Origin of the sequence: Leptospira biflexa serovar Patoc strain 'Patoc 1 (Paris)' (assembly GCF_000017685.1) — a bacterium.
Taxonomy (GTDB): domain Bacteria; phylum Spirochaetota; class Leptospiria; order Leptospirales; family Leptospiraceae; genus Leptospira_A; species Leptospira_A biflexa.
Genome location: NC_010602.1, coordinates 1,897,779 through 1,915,237 on the forward strand (window position 1 = coordinate 1,897,779; position 17,459 = coordinate 1,915,237).

Consider the following 17,459-nt stretch of genomic DNA (forward strand, 5'->3'; position numbering starts at 1 on the left):
CGTAAAGGGTATATGCCGAGAACCAAAAGGGAAACCTATTACGAAATTCTAGGAATTTCCAGAAATGCAACCGCAGAAGCCACAACGGATTTGTACGTAAGCCAAATCTCCTTTTGGGAAAAACTCGCCGTGGCAGGAAGTTCAGAGGCCAAGGAAAAAATCCTAGAACTCACAAAGGCTTATTTGACCCTCTCCGACCCCAAAAAACGTGCTAGGTATGATGCCGAATTGGATTTTGATTTTGTATTACTCGATGGCAAAGCAAAAGACCCAGAAATGGAAGAAGCTTACGATCATTACCGTTTGGGTCACAAAAAATCCTACCAGGAGATACTAAGCGAATTCACCAAATTTCGTTTGGAAATGGGAGACACTCTTTGGGTCTTAAAAAAAACCACGGTTTATTTGGTGATCAATTTGTTAGTTTATGCAGGGATTGTTTTAATCCAATCTCTCTACCAAAATCAAAATAATGTTACAGAAAACGATTTCACATTCAATCTTTTCTCTCTATTGTTCTTAGGTATGAGTGTGCTTGGGTATTTGATGTTTCGATTTTATTTCCTACCGAAACAACTACAAAAAAGGAAAAACCAACGCACCTAACGAAGGTATTTTGGAAAAAGAATTGGTAAAAGGTTTGGAAAACAAGCACCACTCAAATGGAGAGAATCCACAAAATCTTTACATTTCCAATTAGGGTCAACATTTGGATCAATGACATAAAACTTAGAATTTGGTACTTTTGAGACCAACGAAACTTGGTTTCTAATTTCCAAATTGAAACGCTCTAATAATCCATCAGTTTGCATCTTACGACGTAAAGGCTCTGAAACAGCAGGAAAATAAATAATCACTGGAATTCCAGTCCCTTCGAGGAGATGTAACATTTTTTTGAAAAAGAAAATTTGCGTCGGTGATAAGGATGATCCGCGTAAGTATTGGTTGTACATCGCTTCGGCATCACGCTCTAAAAACAAATCCATATTCGCAAATTTTATTTCATTCGGTAGTGCCCCAAATTTGGCACGGTTGACCAATTTGATTTTGTCAATGTAACCACGTTTGTGTTCTTTACCAGTAATCCCAGAAGACAATCCTGGAAAAAAGCCAATCTCAATCTCTTTGTTGTTTGCTTTGATCGCAGAAGGATCCAATGGATATTTATAGAGAGCAAATAATTTTTTCAAAAAATAAACTTCAGCTTCATCCACTGAAAACCCAGTTGTTTTTGTAGACCAAGGATCGACAGTTTTGCTACGGAAAAAGTCAATATGATTCAGTATATATAAATTATCATAGGAACCATTTAAAGAATAATCGATGGACGATTTGGAAAACAATAATGGATCAACTTCAATGAGTACGTAACGGATTGGTAATTTAGTTTTTAGGACACGTTCCAACCAATAGGCTTGGAAACTAGGAGGTCCAAATGGAGCTGCAAAATTAAAGGAGTTCGTATTTGGGAAAAATTCTTCCACCATCTCGGAATCAAATTCACCAGAACGAGAACTACCTAATATAAGTCCGATCTGTTTGGAAGGATCTTTTTTGGATACATCCAACATAACTTCGAATAAGTCTTCCTTCAATTCATAGAATTTTCGTTCAATTTTTTTCCAACTATATGTATTTTCTACAATGATAGGTAGGAAAAATATTTTATCAAATAAAAATAAAACCAAAACAAGTAAGAATGGATACAATACGATTGGAAATTTGATTTTCATATTAAAATTGGAAGTAAATAAACTCCGTTCCTCCTGGCGCCAAATAACCTAACAGAACCGTAATGACAAATGAGAATAAAAACAAAAAAACCAAACTAAACTTGGTTGACCATGATTCTCTTGGGAAACTTGGTTTTGTTTGTAGATAATTTAAAACAAATGTGAGTAATAGTGAATATACAATTTTTTCAATTTGATTTGTCCTTTCACCAGTCGCATTGGTGAAAACTCGGTATAACATTGAAACTGCATTTTTGACACTCGGTGCATTAAAAAATGGAATCGTGATGACAAAAAACATAAAAGTATATATAATTCCTGCCATTTTTTTCCAAAGTAAAACTTTTCGCTCTTTGGGTTGATTCATTACAATTTCGATTTTTCGCTCTAAACTCAAAACGAATCCATGTAAAAAACCCCAAATGATAAAAGTAAAGTTTGCCCCATGCCAAAAACCTGCAAGGGTAAACGTTACCACTAAATTAAGATAACCTCTCCATTCCGAAACTCTTGATCCACCTAACGGAAAGTATATGTAATCTTTGATCCATGTGGCTAGAGTCATATGCCACCGAGTCCACAACTCCCGAACAGAAGCCGATAAATACGGCGCATGGAAGTTTTCTGGTAAATTGATACCGAGTAATTTACCAAGACCTCTGGCAAGATCAGTATAACCACTAAAATCACAAAAAACACGAGCAGCATATCCAAACATGGCCATTCCATTTGTGAGCCCATCATATCCATCTGGATTTTGAAACACAGGTTCGATGACAGAGGATAAATTATCAGCAATAACAACTTTTTTAAATAAACCAAGGAATACTAAATAATAACCTTCAAACAGTTGTTCCTTTTTTGCATTCCATACTTCCAGTTGGTAAAAAAATTCACCATGTCGAACTATGGGTCCTGCCACTAGTTGAGGAAAGAAAAAGATAAAAAGTCCAAATTGTAAAAAGTTTGGATTTTCATTTGCATTCCCACGTTTGACATCAATTGTATAGGCCACCATTTGGAATGTATAAAAACTAATTGCAAGAGGTAAGGTTATAGAATCAAATCCGAATTGAGAATTTAAAAAACTTTGGATGGATTCATTCGAAAACCAGACACTTCCTGTGAATTGAAAGAGGATGGACCATAAAAAGTAAAAATATTTAAAAAGAAATAAATTTCCAAAATTGATGCATAAGGAAACAGGATACCAATAACTGGATTTGTTTTTGAGAATCTGCCGATTCATCAAATGGTTGAGCAACACTAAAGCCAAAAAATGAAATGCAAAGGGAACTGACCAAGCGGCATAAAAAACAAAAGATGCTAAAAATAAAAATACCAAGCGGTATTTGCCACGGATCATCCAATGCAATCCATACACGACGAGAAAGAACAAAAGGAAACTGAGCGATGTAAATTTCATTCTAAGATTTCACCAGTATTTTCATTTATATTTGTCCATCAACCTGAATCACAAGTCCTTTTAAGTATTCTCCTTCCGGATGGAAAACAGAATAACTATGGTCAGGACTTTGTGTTAAATGGTGCAGAATTCGAACTTTTTTTTTCGCATCTTTTGCCGCACCAAAAACGATTTTTTTGAATAAATCAAAGGAAATATGTTGGGAACAGGAGAAGGTAAAGATAAGTCCACCATCTTGTATTTTGGAAATGGCTCTCATATTAATGTCTTTATACCCCCTACTTGCTTGTATGACCGTAGCAATATTTTTTGTAAAGGCAGGTGGATCAAGAATGATGCAGTCATAAATTCCAGAATCCATTTTTTTTAAATAATCAAAACAATCCATCACGAGAGATTTATGTTTTACCGCCAAAAGTTCCTGTGAGAAACCATTAAGTTCTAAATTTTTTTCACATAATTCCAATGCTTGTTTGGAAATATCTAAGCTATGAACCATCTTTGCGCCATTTAACAATGCATACACTGAAAATGCACCTGAGTAGGCAAATGTATTTAAAATGATTTTGTTTTTTGCGTATCTACCTAAGAGCGATCGATTTTCCCTTTGGTCCAAAAAAAATCCAGTTTTTTGTCCTTTCGTAGTATCAGATATAAATTGAATTCCATTTTCTTTAAAAACGGTCTCTGCTTTATCTCCTTTATAAAAGCTGATTTCATCTCCATGTTTCGAATCAGTTTTTTCTCTTTTTTCTAAAATGGTAACAAAACCAAATTTTTCCAAGAACGTAACTAAATTTTCTTTTAAGCGAATGGCGCCAGGTGTTTTTAATTGTAGAACGGCAGTATCATCGTAAACATCCACTACAATGCCTGGAACTCCATCCCCTTCCGAATGAAACAAACGGAATCCATTGGTATCGTTCGGTAATAGTGACCTTTTGGTATATAGAATCTTTTCCCATTTCGAGAACCAGAAATCGCGATTGATTCCATCTTGTTTTGGATCAAAAGAGAACAATCTGATTCGAATTTGGCTTCCGGAATCATAATGACCCCAAGCCAAAAATGTACCGTCATGACTGTGCACGGCAACGGTATCACCAGATTTGATTCCATTGTCGACGGATTCTATGGCACCGGAAAAGATCCAAGGATGAAAATTTAATACTGCTTTTTCTTTATTCTTCTTTAAACGAATGACCATTCTTCATCCAATTGCACTTACGAATTGTTTTGGGCAAACATAACCCACTGAAATATGATTAAAAACTTACTGATTTTTCTTGTCTTTTCTTTTTCCCAACTTGAATCCAGTCCTACGCTTGATTTTGCCACACAAATAGAACCCAGTTCCATCCTGACTCTTGATTCTAGTACCTCGGATCCAAAAACATATTGGTATCTTTTAAATAAAGATTTATCGGAAGTTCAGATTCAAACTCTCAATGAGGAGAATTTCCATACATTGGATTGGAGACGAATCAAAATCCCAGGGAATTTATTTCCATCTAAAGACAATGATCCCAAAACTCGGACCGTTATCCTTGCGAAATGGATTGAATTCAACGAAGATCCAAATCTTCAATACAGCTTTCGATTGGGGATCATCAATGATCGGGATAGAACATATCTGAATGGCCAACTCATCGGGAATACAGGTGAATGGGATTCCCAATTGCCACAAAACTATGATAAGGTGCGTATTTATCAAATCCCAAGTTTACTCATACGTAAAAGCGGCAAAAATCTTCTCCTGATTAAAATTCAAATGTATTTCAAAAACTCAGGTGGGATTGAGCAAGACCAAACCCTACTTGGACCAACAAAACAAATTCAATCCTCTTTTTTGAAGGATGAGTTTATCAAATTGATCTTTTTAACTGTTTATGCAACCGTTGGTGGCTATTTCCTTTTTTTATTCATTAGAAGGCGTAAAGATCGAGAGAATCTGTTTTTTTCCTTATTTTCTTATTCTTTCGTACTCTACAATTTTTTAAGAAACCAATTAAAATATGAATTAGGACTTCCATTTTTAGAGATGAAAAGAATGGAATATTTGATTATATTAACGCTTATACCTTTTATGTATCATTTTCTTCGGACTTTGTTCAAAGAACGATATGTGATTATAGGCAAAATGTTGGATCTCATCCAAACATGTATTTTTTGTTTTTTTGTTTTTTCTCCAAATATCGAACACATGAATTTTGTATTGAGTAATATTGTACAACCAACATGGCTCGTTTACGTTGTATTAATTTTTGTCATTTTGATCCAAAATTTGAAGAAAAAAGAAAAACGAGCCATTTATATCACCGTGGGAATTACTATCGTATTAATCGCGGCGATCATTGATACGGCTACCAATCGAAACTATTGGGTATTCCCTCGTATCATGGGATATGCATTTTTATTTTTTAATATCTCCCTTGCCATCATACTTGCAAATTCATTTGTCAAATTAAATGAACAAGTAGAAGACTTAAACAAAAACTTAGAACATAAAGTTGAAGAACGAACCGTTGCTCTAAATGAATCTTTAAATCAGCTACAAATCTTAAAAGAAAAACAAGATGGAGATTATTTTTTAACCTCCCTACTCATCCAACCTTTGGCAAGGATTGAAAATCGAATCCCAGAGATCAAAATTGAAACCTATGTGAACCAAAAGAAAAAATTCCAATTTCGAGGGAAAGATGGAGAAATCGGTGGGGATATTTGTATCGTAGGTTCGATCGAACTAGAATCTAAAGAATACACAGTATTTGCCAATGCAGATGCCATGGGAAAATCCATCCAAGGCGCGGGAGGGGCACTTGTACTCGGTGTTGTCTTCCAAGCAGTTTTATCACGGGCAAAAACAAGTGATACAAAGAAGAAACCTCCGGAAATCTGGCTCAAAGATTTATACGTCGAACTGCAATCTGTATTTGCGAGTTTTGATGGTTCTATGTTGTCAAGTGTGGTACTCGGAATGGTTGCAGAAAATGGATACGTATATTATATCAATGCGGAACACCCTTGGAACATTCTTTATCGAGATGGAGTGGCATCCTTTTTGGAAACAGAACTTTCCATGCGGAAACTTGGATTCCCTAAAAATAATACTCATTTTCAAATCAAAACCTTTGCACTTCTTGATGGAGATGTTTTATTAATAGGATCTGATGGACGAGATGATTTGAGTCTGACGAACGAATCCGGAGATCGTTACATCAATGAAGACGAAACATTGATTATACGTTTTGTCGAAAGAACAGATGGAAGTTTATTTCCACTAGTCAAGGAAATTGAACAAAATGGGGAAGTCACTGATGATATTTCTTTTCTCAGAATCCAATACCAGTCTGACAAACTTAAATATACGTTGCCCGAAGAGATCCGTTCCCAATTTACCAATATCCAAACCGAAGTGAAAAAAGGGAACCACGAGGCTGCTCTTAGGGATCTTTTGTCCTTAATCAAGAAGACATCACATCCAAGTTTCCATTCATTGGCAGGTAAAATCCTATTTCACCAAAAACGTTGGGAGGATGCTATCTTTCATTTAAAATTGGCATTTACCGCAAATCCTTCGAAGGAAAATTTACTCTATTTGGTAGCAAAAGCTGAGTATGAAATAAACAAGTTAGGTGAAGCGGTGATTTGGAGTGAACGATTGTTTCTTAGAAATAAATCCCATAAACAAAACAAAAAACTCTTTTTTAACATATTGAATCGATTAGAAAACTTTGATAAAAAGAGTTTTTATTTAGAATTTCTCAGTAACGAACAAAATAAAGTATAACAAGGAGACCTAAAAGGATTCGATAAACTCCAAAGGAAATAAAACTTCTCCTTCGAATAAACGCCATAAATAGTCGTATGATAAAATAACAGATGATAAATGAAATGATACTACCGAAAAGTAATAAACCAATTGTTTCTGAATTTAAAATTTGTCTATGTTTGTATAATTTATAAATGCCTGCGAGAGTTAACACTGGAATGGCAAGAAAAAAAGAGAACTCTGCACTATCTTTTTTCGAAACTCCCATAGTTCTTGCTGAAATGATGGTTGCCGCAGATCTTGAGACACCGGGGATCAGAGCAAAACATTGTAAAAAACCAACGATGATAGATTCCTTAAAACCGATTGTTTTTCCACTACTCTCATCCAAATGTCTTTTTTCAACAAAGACCATGATAATACCACCGACAAACCAAGACATACCTAAAATCAAAAGTAGATCGGATCGCATCTTGATTTGGTCTAATTGAGACTTCAGTAAAAAACCAAGAATCAGTATTGGTAAAATGCCAACAATTAAATTGAGATAAAATTGAAACCCACTGCGATCTGTTGACTTCCCCAATCCAAAACGAACTGCTTCGACCAAATGACTCCAAAGAGTTTTGTAATAGAGTACAACGACAGAAAGGATCGCGCCTGTTTGAATGAAAATATCAAATAGGTCCTCAAAAGCCTCATGAGGGACAGATAGATTTTGAAAAGGGAAAAAGTAACTGAATAAAAACAGATGGCCAGTGGATGAAACTGGCAAAAATTCCGTGGCAGCTTCGATGATGCCACGTAAAAAAGCGTTTAAAGTATTATCCATCTAAACTTAGTTATTTGGAGTAAGTGCGGGTGCTGGTTCTTCTACTTTTTTCTTTGGTGCAAGGTATGCATCTAAATCAAATTTTTCATTCCTTTTGATGCTAACTTCCTCTTTGATTCTTTCCACTACCAAAGGAAGGTATTCTCTCGTTTGCATTTGTTTTAATTGTGCTTTTGCAAACGTTTTGCATTTGTCAATTGTTAAGTTAAAATTACGATCTAACTTCCTCATTCTCTCACATTCAGCCAATGCTTGTTCTTCCGTAATTTGAATCTTTTTCTCCACTTGTTCCGAAACATACATTTGCGCAATGGTTTGCATTTCCACTTGTTTGATCACTTCGGCTACATCTGGTCTTGAAATGTATCCATTTTTCTCCGCAACAAGGCGAGTCATGATCATCTGGCGATATGTTTGGTAGAAATTTTTCTTTTGAAGTTGGTAATTGAGATCTTGGAAATTTGGTGGAACTTCGTTGATGTCTTTTTCAATGAATTCAAGAAGAGTTTTTTTCTCGATATTTTGTAAACGACTGATGGAATCTAGGGCTGTATCATAAGCAGCTTCGAAATCTTTTACAGTAATTTTATGGTTGTCTAAGGTTTCGATGACCGGTGAAGAGTCAGAACACTGTACTAGGGCAAAAGAAGCCAAAAACACAAACAAAGGAAGGATTTTTTTCATATTATTTTAGTGCCAAAATAGATTTGAGATGATGGTTTCTCCAATTCCCTCAATGTCTATCTTTTTTTGCCAACCAGGACTTGATTCCTTTGCTTAAATTTTAAGCGGCCAAAAACTCCAAAATCGCTAGCAGTTTTTTTATTTTTTTAAGATCATCTTTTTCTAGGTTCGTATAACGAAGGACAGATGGTTCTGAAGGAGATATCAATAGGCCTTTGAATTGAGCCATCGCCTGGATCACACGGTCCGGATTTCCTCGGAAGTATGTACCACACTTAAACAAAATTTCCTCTGGTTTTTCAGTCACAAATTCAAAACCTAAATTGGATGCAAGAGTCCGGATTTTTTCCAATTCTACAAAGGTATTGGCTATCTGTGGCAGTTCACCAAACCGATCTTCCATCTCAAGAGCCAGTTCTTCGATTTCGTCCAAATTAGCGGAACCTTCAAAACGTTTGTAAAATTCAATTTTTTGTTTGGTATCTGGGATGTAGTCATCAGGAAGATAAAAATTGGTTTTTAAATTCACGGCAGTTCGAACCTCGACTCGAACCTCCTCCCCTTTGATTCGAGAAATGGATTCTTCTAACATTTTAACATAAAGATCAAACCCCACTTCCATGATGTCTCCTGACTGCTCTTTACCCAGAAGATTTCCTGCACCCCGAATTTCCAAGTCACGCATCGCCACTTTAAATCCAGAACCTAATTCCTGATATTCGAAGATGGTATTCAAACGTTTTTCGGCAAGTTCGGTCATCAGCTTCTTAGATGGGTAAAACATATAAGCATATGCTTTTCGATCAGACCTTCCCACACGGCCCCGAATTTGGTACAATTGAGACAAACCAAACATATCTGCTTTTTTGACAATGAGGGTATTCACATTTGGCATATCAATCCCCGACTCAATGATGGTCGTAGTCACAAGGATATCGTATTTACGTTCATAAAATTCAACTAACGTTTCTTCAATTTCATCTTCTGTCAATTGCCCGTGGAGGATTCCAACAGAAACTTCCGGAACAAGAGATCGGACATAGGATGCCTCCTCTTCAATCGACTCTACACGGTTGTAAAGATAAAACACTTGGCCACCACGTTCTATTTCTTTACGGATTGCTTCTTGGATGAGTGTATCATCCTCTTCTAAAACATACGTTTCAACACTTTGTCTATTTTTAGGTGCAGTAGAAATAATTGATAACTCACGGATCCCTGTAAGTGCCATGTGTAAAGTTCTTGGGATGGGCGTTGCAGTAAGAGTTAAAACATCCACAAGATTTTTGAATTTTTTGATAGATTCTTTATGTGTAACACCAAACTTTTGTTCTTCGTCTATGATAAGGAGGCCTAAATTTTTTGGTTTTACTTTGGAAGACAAAATCGCATGCGTACCAATGAGCATGTCAATTTTACCTTCTGTAAAATTTTTTAAATCTTCGCGAATTTCTGCAGGTGATCGAAATCGAGATACAAAGGCAATTTTGATCGGATAATTTTCATATCTCTGTTTGAATGTATTAAAATGTTGGAGCGATAGGATGGTAGTTGGTGTGAGTAACATCACTTGTTTACCCGCCATGATTACCTTAAATGCTGCTCTGATGGCAACTTCTGTTTTTCCGTATCCCACATCCCCACAAACAAGACGATCCATTGGTCTGGAAGATTCTAAGTCTAGTTTGACTGCTTCAATGGCAGAGATTTGATCGGGAGTTTCTTCAAATTCAAATGCTGCTTCAAATTCTTCTTGCCAAATCGTATCTGGAGGAAAAGCAAAACCATTTAACTTCAAACGATTCGAATAGAGTAACACAAGTTCTTCGGCAAGTTTATCAACTGATTCTTGGACACGTTCTTTTGCCTTTTTCCAGGAATTTTTACCGAGTGTGTCTAATTTCGGTGAATCAGTTCCGCCGATGTATTTTTGAACAAGTGAAATTTGGTCTAAGGGAACAAATAAACTATCTCCCCCTGCATATTCTAATTTAAGAAAATCCCTTTCTTTTCCATCAGCTTTGGTTCGTTCAATTTTGACAAAACGACCCACACCATGATTGACATGTACAACATAATCTCCTTCTTTTAGATCGATGAAGGATTCGATCATCTGAGAGGATTGTTTTTTATAACGAGTTTTCCGTTTGTATTGACGTCCAAATAAATCATTATCCGTGAATACAAAAATCCCTTCATTTACTAAATGGAACCCACGTTTCAAATCAGAAAGAATCAAATGGATGCCTGGTTGAATGGATTCAAATGGAAAGCGGATTGGATCTTCTGAGTTTTCACCGATTGTATTCACTTCGGTTTCAGAAAACAATCCTTTGAGTCGCATCATCTGAGCCGAAAACGATGAAGTGATGAAGATGGAGTGACCGGGATTTAAGGCTAGTAACTCAAGAAAGTATTCCTTTGCTTCTCGGATTTTCCCGCGAAATCCTTTCACCTCCGTGATGGGATCAAAGGAAAAATTATTTAGGAGACTTGGCAGGAGGGAAAACTGAATGCCAGGTGTCTCCTCCGATGTCAAAGACTTCCATTCCATTCCGAACGATAACAATTCAGTTGGTGGTAAACAAAGTGACTCTTCTTTTTTCTTTTCAAAAAGAGTATTGTATTCCCTTTCCATTCCAAAGGAGCGTTCTTTAGTTTCTTGGAATTTGGGAAAAATAAGAACTGGAGGTTCGGGAAAAAAATCCAAAAAACCTTCTTGTTTACGAACGAGCGGAAGGTGTTCTTCGATGATTTCGATTTCAGAATCAATTGGAAGACGTTTCTCCGAATATTCATTGAGGAGATTATGGTAATGTTCTAATTCTGATTTTGTGACGATGGTTTCGTTTGCAGCGGTGATGAGGACTTCATCTATTTTTTGAATTGATTTTTGAGTGTTGGGATCAAAGGTTCTAATTTCATCAACGGTATCTCCAAAAAAATCAATACGAACAGGGTTTGTAAGATAAGGAGTATAAATATCTAAAATACCACCTTTTAAACTAAAATGACCAAATTGTTCGCAAACTTCTTCTCGGTGGTAGCCAAGTTGAATGAGTTCAACCAATAAAGCTTCTAAAGGAAAATCAACACCTAACTTTAGTGTAATGGATTTTCCTTTTAAACTTTCCTTCTCTGGCAACTTCCTTAAAAAAGCAGCGACAGAAGTCACAACTAAACTACGATTCCCAGCAAGGATTTGATTGATTGTTAGGATTCGATCTCGTTTCCACTCTACCTGCCATTTTGTATATTCATAAGGAATATTTTCTGGGCCTGGAAAAAAATAAATTTCTTCCTTGTTTAAAAAACTAAGAAGTTCACGACAAAAACTTTCTGCTTCTTGGTTCGTTGGGAGTACGACAACAAATGTTTTTTTTGTGAGTTTGTTTCCGTATAAAGTACTTGTCACAAAAGAATGTGCTGACTCTGGAATCCCACTAAGGTTTACGAGTGTTTCTTTAGCTTCTTTAAAAACGTCTTTTGCTTGGAAGGGTCTAATTTGAATGTCTTTTGTCATTGGATGGAATTAGGGAGAGACTAAAACTTCATTGTCAATGAGACGAACCTCACCAACAAATACGGCAGTAGCCAGTAAAAGTTCTCCATTTAAATTTGAGAGAGGTTGTAAAGTGATAGGATCGACAATTTCTAAATAATCAATTTTCACATTGGATCCAGTCAAAAGGAAGTCAGTTAGAATTTCTTTCCAAACAATCAGGTTCTTTTCCCCACCTAATAATGTTTTTTTGGCAAGTTGGAACATTCTTGGAATAAGAGATGCCGTTTCTCTATCTTTTGGTGAAAGCCTAAGATTTCTCGAACTCATCGCCAGTCCATCCGATTCCCTTTTTGTGGGAACTCCGAGAATTTTGATAGGAAAATTCAGTTCTTCTACCATGGCGGAAATGATTCGATACTGTTGGTAGTCTTTGAGTCCAAAAAATCCATAATTAGGTTCTGTTAGATGGAAAAGTTTTGAAACAATTTGTAATACACCTTCAAAGTGACCTGGCCTTGTTCGTCCACAGAGAGTTGTCTGTAAGCTGGGAATACTCATTTGGATGGGAGTTTGTGATTTTGGATAGATCACTTCCACACTTGGTAAAAAAACCAAATCCACTCCATGTTCTTCGCATAACTTTAAATCCGATTCTGTATTTTTGGGATACGCATCAAAGTCTTTTGGATCATTGAATTGTGTTGGATTGATAAAGATGGAGACAATTGTTTTAGTACATTGTCCTTTCGAAGTTTTAACCAAATCCATATGCCCGTCATGAAGGGTACCCATTGTCGGACAAAACCCAATGGTTTCCTGATTTTGTTTCCATTCGGAAATGATCGTTTTTAGATCTGCAATCTCTGATACAACGATCATTGGAATTGCCTCGTTCGGACTTTCACACTAGTTCCATGTTCTTCGTCAAGTCCTTCCAATTCAGACATGAGTTTGACAAATGGATACAAGTTCTCGAGGGATTCTTTTGTGACTTCTTGGAATGTGACACGTTTCAGAAATGTATCAACTCCTAAAGATGAATAAATACGACTGCCTCTTGCTGTTGGCAAAATATGATTGGTTCCTGAGATATAATCTCCCATCGCAACTGGTGAATAAGGACCGAGGAATACACTGCCAGCATGTTCGATTTTTGCAAACACCGATTCATAGTCCTTCGTTTGGATTTCTAAGTGTTCCGGGGCAAGTTCATTGGAAAACCAAATACAATCATCCAAGGTAGGAAAAACAAGGATACTTGAGTTTTCGTAAATTGCAGTCTGCTTCATCTGCAATCGTTTTGGCCTTTCTGAAAATGCAATTTCTAATTCTTCACTGACTCGTTTGGCAAGAGTTAAATCTGTTGTAAGAAGGATTGCTGAGGAATCTTCACCGTGCTCCGCTTGGGATAACATATCACAGGCGATCCATTTTGGGTTAGCATTTTCGTCGGCAATGATACAAACTTCACTGGGGCCAGCGGGGCTCTCGATCCCAATCAGACCTTGCCCACTTAAATACGATTTGGCGGCGGCTACATACGCATTCCCAGGACCTACAATGAACTCTGACTTGGGTACCGATTCGGTTCCGTAAGCAGCAGCGGCGATTCCTTGGGCACCTCCCACTGTGACAATCCGATCAATATCCATAATCTGAGCCAACCATACCAAAATTTCAGGGATGCCATCTTTTTGTGGAGGTGTGATGAGTTGTATGGAAGGAACTCCTGCAATTTTTGCTGGAATGATGCCCATAAGGACACTAGAAGGGTACAATGCTTTTCCACCAGGAGCATATACTGCCAGGGAAGGAATCGGTGTGTATTTGACACCCAATCGATTCCCATCAATGACCTTGGACCAAGACTCTCGTTTTTGTTCCATGTGGAAGGCTTCGATATTGGATTTGGCCCTGAGGAATGCTTCTTTTGTTTTCTCGTCAACATTCGTTTTAATTTTTTTAGGATCTATGGTAAGTTGTGAAAGTTTGATCCCATCAAACATTTCGGTGTAGGAAAAAAGTGCCTGATCCCCTTGGGTGCGAACTGATTCCAAAATGGGTAAAATGCGGTCTGTTGCCGTCGTTAAGTCTTCCCTTGCTCCCTGAAGAAACCGTGAGTACAATTCTTTGGAATTTCGATCACAATGTAAGATGGGAATTGGCATAAATTCAGCTTGGAAGGAAGTGCCTTCCTAAACAAGCTTTTTGTCAAAAACGAGAAGAGATTTCGATTTGGTAACGTGGGCCGAGTTCGAGTCCTGATTTTGTTTGTGAAAAACCAGATTCGGTTCCCATCGTAGCGTAGAACCTTTGGTTTTCATTCCCGATAGGAAACCCTGGTTCGTAGGAAGCAACATTTCGTTTGGCCGAAAAATAAGAATCGACCAAATTGTAAATTAAAAAGGCTCCCAAAATCCCAGCCCCAGCTTGGATCACACCTAACTCTGTTTTTGCGCGATTAAAACTAGCTTCTGCATTTGTCCGATTGAGTAACCATAATACTTGTGTATCGGCTCGCTCCGCAAGAACAACCCCAAGTAAGACCGCCGATTGGTAATCAGACCTCGCACTGATGAATCGATTGTAAGAATTGGCATAAACTGCCGCGGCGGAGAGAGCGATGGCAGGATAAACATAAAGTTTCCAATTTTTTCCATCGATGTATTTTTGCCCCCATCCAGGTATGACAGTAGAACGCCAAAGGGTGGAAAAATAAGGAGTCTCATAATAATCTTCAGGAATTTCTTTCGAAATGATTTTTTCTTGGCGTTTCGCAAAATTGGCGGCTTTTTCTTTGGTATCAGAAAATACAACGCGTTGTTTGACAGTCAACGTTTTGTTCCGCGGATTTTCTAAGACCAAATCATAGATGCCTGTGTCTGTATCTGGATCAACAACAAACGTTGCTTTGGCGACTCCATCTGACTCGATGACAACTTTTTTTGCAGGAATCCTTTTTCCACCTGTGACCATATACACTTTCATAGGATGGATGAAATCTTTCCCTTCTAATAAAAAAACTTTTTCCTTATCTTCCTTTGAAACGGAGTATACGGAATCCTTTGACAAAGTGGGAACTCTGGATACTACTACTTCGAACTTGACCCAATCGGAATAACTACCAACTTTTCCTAGTTTATTGATGACTGCCACTCTGTGTTCATATACACCGGAAGTATAATTCACTAAATCGTAACTTGTACCCTTTACTTTTTCTGAAAGCACTAAGTATCCACTGGAATTTTTAATCTCCAATACATAACCCGTTGCCCCATCCACTTCCATCCAACGTAACTGGTGTTGCGTGCCCTCTTCCCCATCAGGCTCCGAAAAAATCGGAACACTGAATAAAAAAATAAAAAGTATGATTAAAAATAATTTATTCCACATAGATGGTACCGGGTGTGAGGATTTTCGGAACTTTTAACTCAGGGACGGAAATGAAAAAATCCTGTTTGTTTGCAACGGATTCTTTTTCCGATCCATCGGTTGCCTTATATAAGGATGATACTTCCCAACGAAACCGACCCACATTTAATTTTTGGATCTCATTCATCTGATATTTATTTGTTGTGATCCTTTCCGTAAGGATCACCTTTTCACGGATTCCTGAAACATCGATGAGTCTCAGACGATAAGCTGAAACTTTTTCCACAGGTTTCCAGCTGAAACTGATAAAATTTTTTGTGAATAAATCGATCGTTTCATTTCGGTTGGGAGAGAGAAGATTTGGTGGTTCAATATCGGAAACCATTTGAAAATTTCTTGTCACACTGATATTGTTTTCACCTTCTAAGGACCGTACTCGCCAAAAAAACTTTCCATAATCTTTGGACCTAAATTCAAAATAATTTCCAACCACAGACTCTTTTACAAGGGTTGTCTGAAAATCCGATTGGCGAGAAATTTCGATTTCGTAATTGGATTTTCCCGTTAATTTTTTCCATTTGAGAACCACAAGGTTTCTATCATCCACTTCTACTTCAGCACCTTGGTTCGGATAAATCAGCTCCATTTCTTCTTTGGCAATGACAGTAATAGGAAAAGGTTTTGATTCAAAACTTGGTCCCCCATTGGTTAGCCCTTTCACTCGCCAAAAATAGGTCCCAACTTTTAATCCACTACTCAATTTGAAAAAATTATTTTTCAGTTTTTCGGACTGTAAAATAGAACCAAAATTGATATCTGTGCTGAGTTCCCATTGGTAGGAATCAAAATCCTTATCATCCTTCCATGAAAAAAATAATTGTGATTTTGTTTGTTCCTCGGCGATCACCTTCCCCTTGTTTGGTTCCAATAGTTCTGGTGGCGATGTATTTGTTTTTTTCTGAATTTGGAAGGAGATTACAGATGTGGATTTTTCCTGAATCCCTGGCAAATTGGATTTTGCCTTAATTTTTGCAAAATAAGTTCCTTCTTTTAATTGATCAAAGGCAAGAGATTGATTTTGAGTTTGTTTTAAGGTGACAATGTCTGTAAATCCATTATCGCGAGCTATTTGAACTGTGTAGGAAGAATATAAATCCAGTAAATTCCAAACAAAACGAATGACAGGTATCTCGTTCGAATAGGAAATCACATCCCCATTTTTCGGAGACAAAAGTTTCAAAGAAGGATCACTTAAGATTCGAAACTGATTCACTTCTGTGACAGCCTTTGATTTTGACAATGGGTCTGTGTAGGACACTCGCCAATAATAAGAACCAACTTCCAATTTTTTACTGACACTAGCGGATGTTAATTTTTCTCGCATGATGGATTTAGAAAAGTCAGGAAAGAGAGAAACTTCCAAAACAGGATTGAATCGTTTGGCAGAATCTGAATTCCAACCAGAGAGCGAAAAATTGATTCTTTCTTGTCCCGATTCGGAAAAGATATTTTTCCTATCTTCTGGGTTTACCAATCGAAACAATTGTTTGGCAACCTTCACACCAGAATCGGTAACGTTTGCAACCTGGTCCTTTCCGATCGTTTCTTCTTTCCCATTGGAAGTTAGTTTCGCTTCCCCTTGGTCTACTTTGATATTGAGTTCTGATTTGGTTTTATCTAATTTGATATCACCGTTTGCCACTTCGACGGTTTTATCCCCTGCCGTGATATTCATTTTCACATCACCAGAAGCAACTCCTTCCCGTGCCGCTTCAAAGGAACCGTAAGCAAAATTAATATTGATATTTTTATCTGAAATATCCAATAGGATCATTGAATTTTCTGATATATTGATTTTTGTCCCGTCATTTAAGGTTAAGATGGCATCGGACAATCCTTCTGTGCGGATCGTATCTCGATTTTTCACTTCAGTTTTGGATTCGATTAAATCCCAAACAACAGCATCATTGTACTTTCGAAGCACAGTTTTGTTCTTGAAAGTGATGACACCTATGGTTGGTTCTGTGGAATCATTGGCTCTAAAATTTAAATTACGATACAATAAAAATGAAAACAACAGGATGAGGAGGAGAAGTCCTGTTACTACAAATTTTGCATCATTTAACAAACGCATG

General features: G+C 37.1%; 12 protein-coding genes. 2 read left to right on the forward strand and 10 right to left on the reverse strand.

Translation table 11 applies throughout. From position 1 onward, the window contains the following. The first annotated feature begins 12 nt into the window (after window positions 1-12). Window positions 13-606 (forward strand): J domain-containing protein, encoded by a 594-nt coding sequence (locus LEPBI_RS08975; protein WP_012388800.1) that lies wholly within the window; start codon window positions 13-15, stop codon window positions 604-606. Here the strand turns inward: LEPBI_RS08975 and LEPBI_RS08980 are convergent. Genes LEPBI_RS08980 through LEPBI_RS08990 form a run of 3 tightly spaced genes read right to left on the reverse strand, consistent with a single transcriptional unit; the run spans window position 603 to window position 4,366 of the window. Then, window positions 603-1,733: a DUF1574 domain-containing protein gene (locus LEPBI_RS08980; protein ID WP_012388801.1), complete on the reverse strand. Its 1,131-nt coding sequence runs from the start codon at window positions 1,731-1,733 to the stop codon at window positions 603-605. The two genes, LEPBI_RS08975 and LEPBI_RS08980, sit on opposite strands and share 4 nt — an antisense overlap. A 1-nt stretch (window position 1,734) precedes the next feature. Then, window positions 1,735-3,159, reverse strand: coding sequence for an MBOAT family O-acyltransferase (locus LEPBI_RS08985; protein ID WP_012388802.1), 1,425 nt, complete (start codon window positions 3,157-3,159; stop codon window positions 1,735-1,737). Window positions 3,160-3,184: 25 nt separating this feature from the next. Further along, on the reverse strand, window positions 3,185-4,366 hold the full coding sequence (locus tag LEPBI_RS08990; RefSeq protein ID WP_012388803.1) for a class I SAM-dependent rRNA methyltransferase: 1,182 nt from the start codon (window positions 4,364-4,366) through the stop codon (window positions 3,185-3,187). 54 nt (window positions 4,367-4,420) lie between these two features. Here LEPBI_RS08990 and LEPBI_RS08995 point away from each other — a divergent pair, with 54 nt between their 5' ends. Continuing rightward, window positions 4,421-6,949: a SpoIIE family protein phosphatase gene (locus LEPBI_RS08995; protein WP_012476282.1), complete on the forward strand. Its 2,529-nt coding sequence runs from the start codon at window positions 4,421-4,423 to the stop codon at window positions 6,947-6,949. On the opposite strand, the gene LEPBI_RS09000 is transcribed toward LEPBI_RS08995, so the two are convergent. From LEPBI_RS09000 to LEPBI_RS09030, 7 genes are all read right to left on the reverse strand, one after another. Beyond that, window positions 6,924-7,763 (reverse strand): undecaprenyl-diphosphate phosphatase, encoded by an 840-nt coding sequence (locus tag LEPBI_RS09000; protein WP_012388805.1) that lies wholly within the window; start codon window positions 7,761-7,763, stop codon window positions 6,924-6,926. The genes LEPBI_RS08995 and LEPBI_RS09000 overlap by 26 nt on opposite strands. 6 nt (window positions 7,764-7,769) lie before the next feature. Beyond that, complete coding sequence (locus LEPBI_RS09005; RefSeq protein WP_012388806.1) at window positions 7,770-8,447, reverse strand: lipoprotein LipL31; 678 nt, start codon at window positions 8,445-8,447, stop codon at window positions 7,770-7,772. Window positions 8,448-8,547: 100 nt separating this feature from the next. Then, a complete protein-coding gene (gene mfd, locus LEPBI_RS09010) occupies window positions 8,548-11,970 on the reverse strand; it encodes a transcription-repair coupling factor (protein ID WP_012388807.1) in 3,423 nt (1,140 codons plus the stop codon). A gap of 9 nt (window positions 11,971-11,979) precedes the next feature. Then, complete coding sequence (panC, locus tag LEPBI_RS09015) at window positions 11,980-12,831, reverse strand: pantoate--beta-alanine ligase (protein WP_012388808.1); 852 nt, start codon at window positions 12,829-12,831, stop codon at window positions 11,980-11,982. Next, window positions 12,828-14,120, reverse strand: coding sequence for a histidinol dehydrogenase (hisD, locus tag LEPBI_RS09020; protein WP_012388809.1), 1,293 nt, complete (start codon window positions 14,118-14,120; stop codon window positions 12,828-12,830). Before hisD ends, panC begins: the two co-directional genes overlap by 4 nt. Before the next feature lie 43 nt (window positions 14,121-14,163). Then, window positions 14,164-15,345: an LIC11435 family protein gene (locus tag LEPBI_RS09025; protein WP_012476283.1), complete on the reverse strand. Its 1,182-nt coding sequence runs from the start codon at window positions 15,343-15,345 to the stop codon at window positions 14,164-14,166. After that, window positions 15,335-17,458, reverse strand: a complete 2,124-nt coding sequence (locus tag LEPBI_RS09030; protein ID WP_012388811.1) for a FecR domain-containing protein — start codon at window positions 17,456-17,458, stop codon at window positions 15,335-15,337. The genes LEPBI_RS09025 and LEPBI_RS09030 overlap by 11 nt, the downstream gene beginning before the upstream one ends. Window position 17,459: the final 1 nt, after the last annotated feature.

Bases quoted from the DNA above. Each gene is read 5' to 3' on its own strand.
- mfd (WP_012388807.1), bottom strand. From the start codon at position 11,970: ATGACAAAAGACATTCAAATTAGACCCTTCCAAGCAAAAGACGTTTTT.
- LEPBI_RS08995 (WP_012476282.1), top strand. From the start codon at position 4,421: ATGATTAAAAACTTACTGATTTTTCTTGTCTTTTCTTTTTCCCAACTT.
- LEPBI_RS08975 (WP_012388800.1), top strand. From the start codon at position 13: ATGCCGAGAACCAAAAGGGAAACCTATTACGAAATTCTAGGAATTTCC.
- LEPBI_RS09030 (WP_012388811.1), bottom strand. From the start codon at position 17,458: ATGCGTTTGTTAAATGATGCAAAATTTGTAGTAACAGGACTTCTCCTC.
- LEPBI_RS08985 (WP_012388802.1), bottom strand. From the start codon at position 3,159: ATGAAATTTACATCGCTCAGTTTCCTTTTGTTCTTTCTCGTCGTGTAT.
- LEPBI_RS09000 (WP_012388805.1), bottom strand. From the start codon at position 7,763: ATGGATAATACTTTAAACGCTTTTTTACGTGGCATCATCGAAGCTGCC.
- LEPBI_RS09025 (WP_012476283.1), bottom strand. From the start codon at position 15,345: ATGTGGAATAAATTATTTTTAATCATACTTTTTATTTTTTTATTCAGT.
- LEPBI_RS09005 (WP_012388806.1), bottom strand. From the start codon at position 8,447: ATGAAAAAAATCCTTCCTTTGTTTGTGTTTTTGGCTTCTTTTGCCCTA.
- panC (WP_012388808.1), bottom strand. From the start codon at position 12,831: ATGATCGTTGTATCAGAGATTGCAGATCTAAAAACGATCATTTCCGAA.
- LEPBI_RS08990 (WP_012388803.1), bottom strand. From the start codon at position 4,366: ATGGTCATTCGTTTAAAGAAGAATAAAGAAAAAGCAGTATTAAATTTT.
- LEPBI_RS08980 (WP_012388801.1), bottom strand. From the start codon at position 1,733: ATGAAAATCAAATTTCCAATCGTATTGTATCCATTCTTACTTGTTTTG.
- hisD (WP_012388809.1), bottom strand. From the start codon at position 14,120: ATGCCAATTCCCATCTTACATTGTGATCGAAATTCCAAAGAATTGTAC.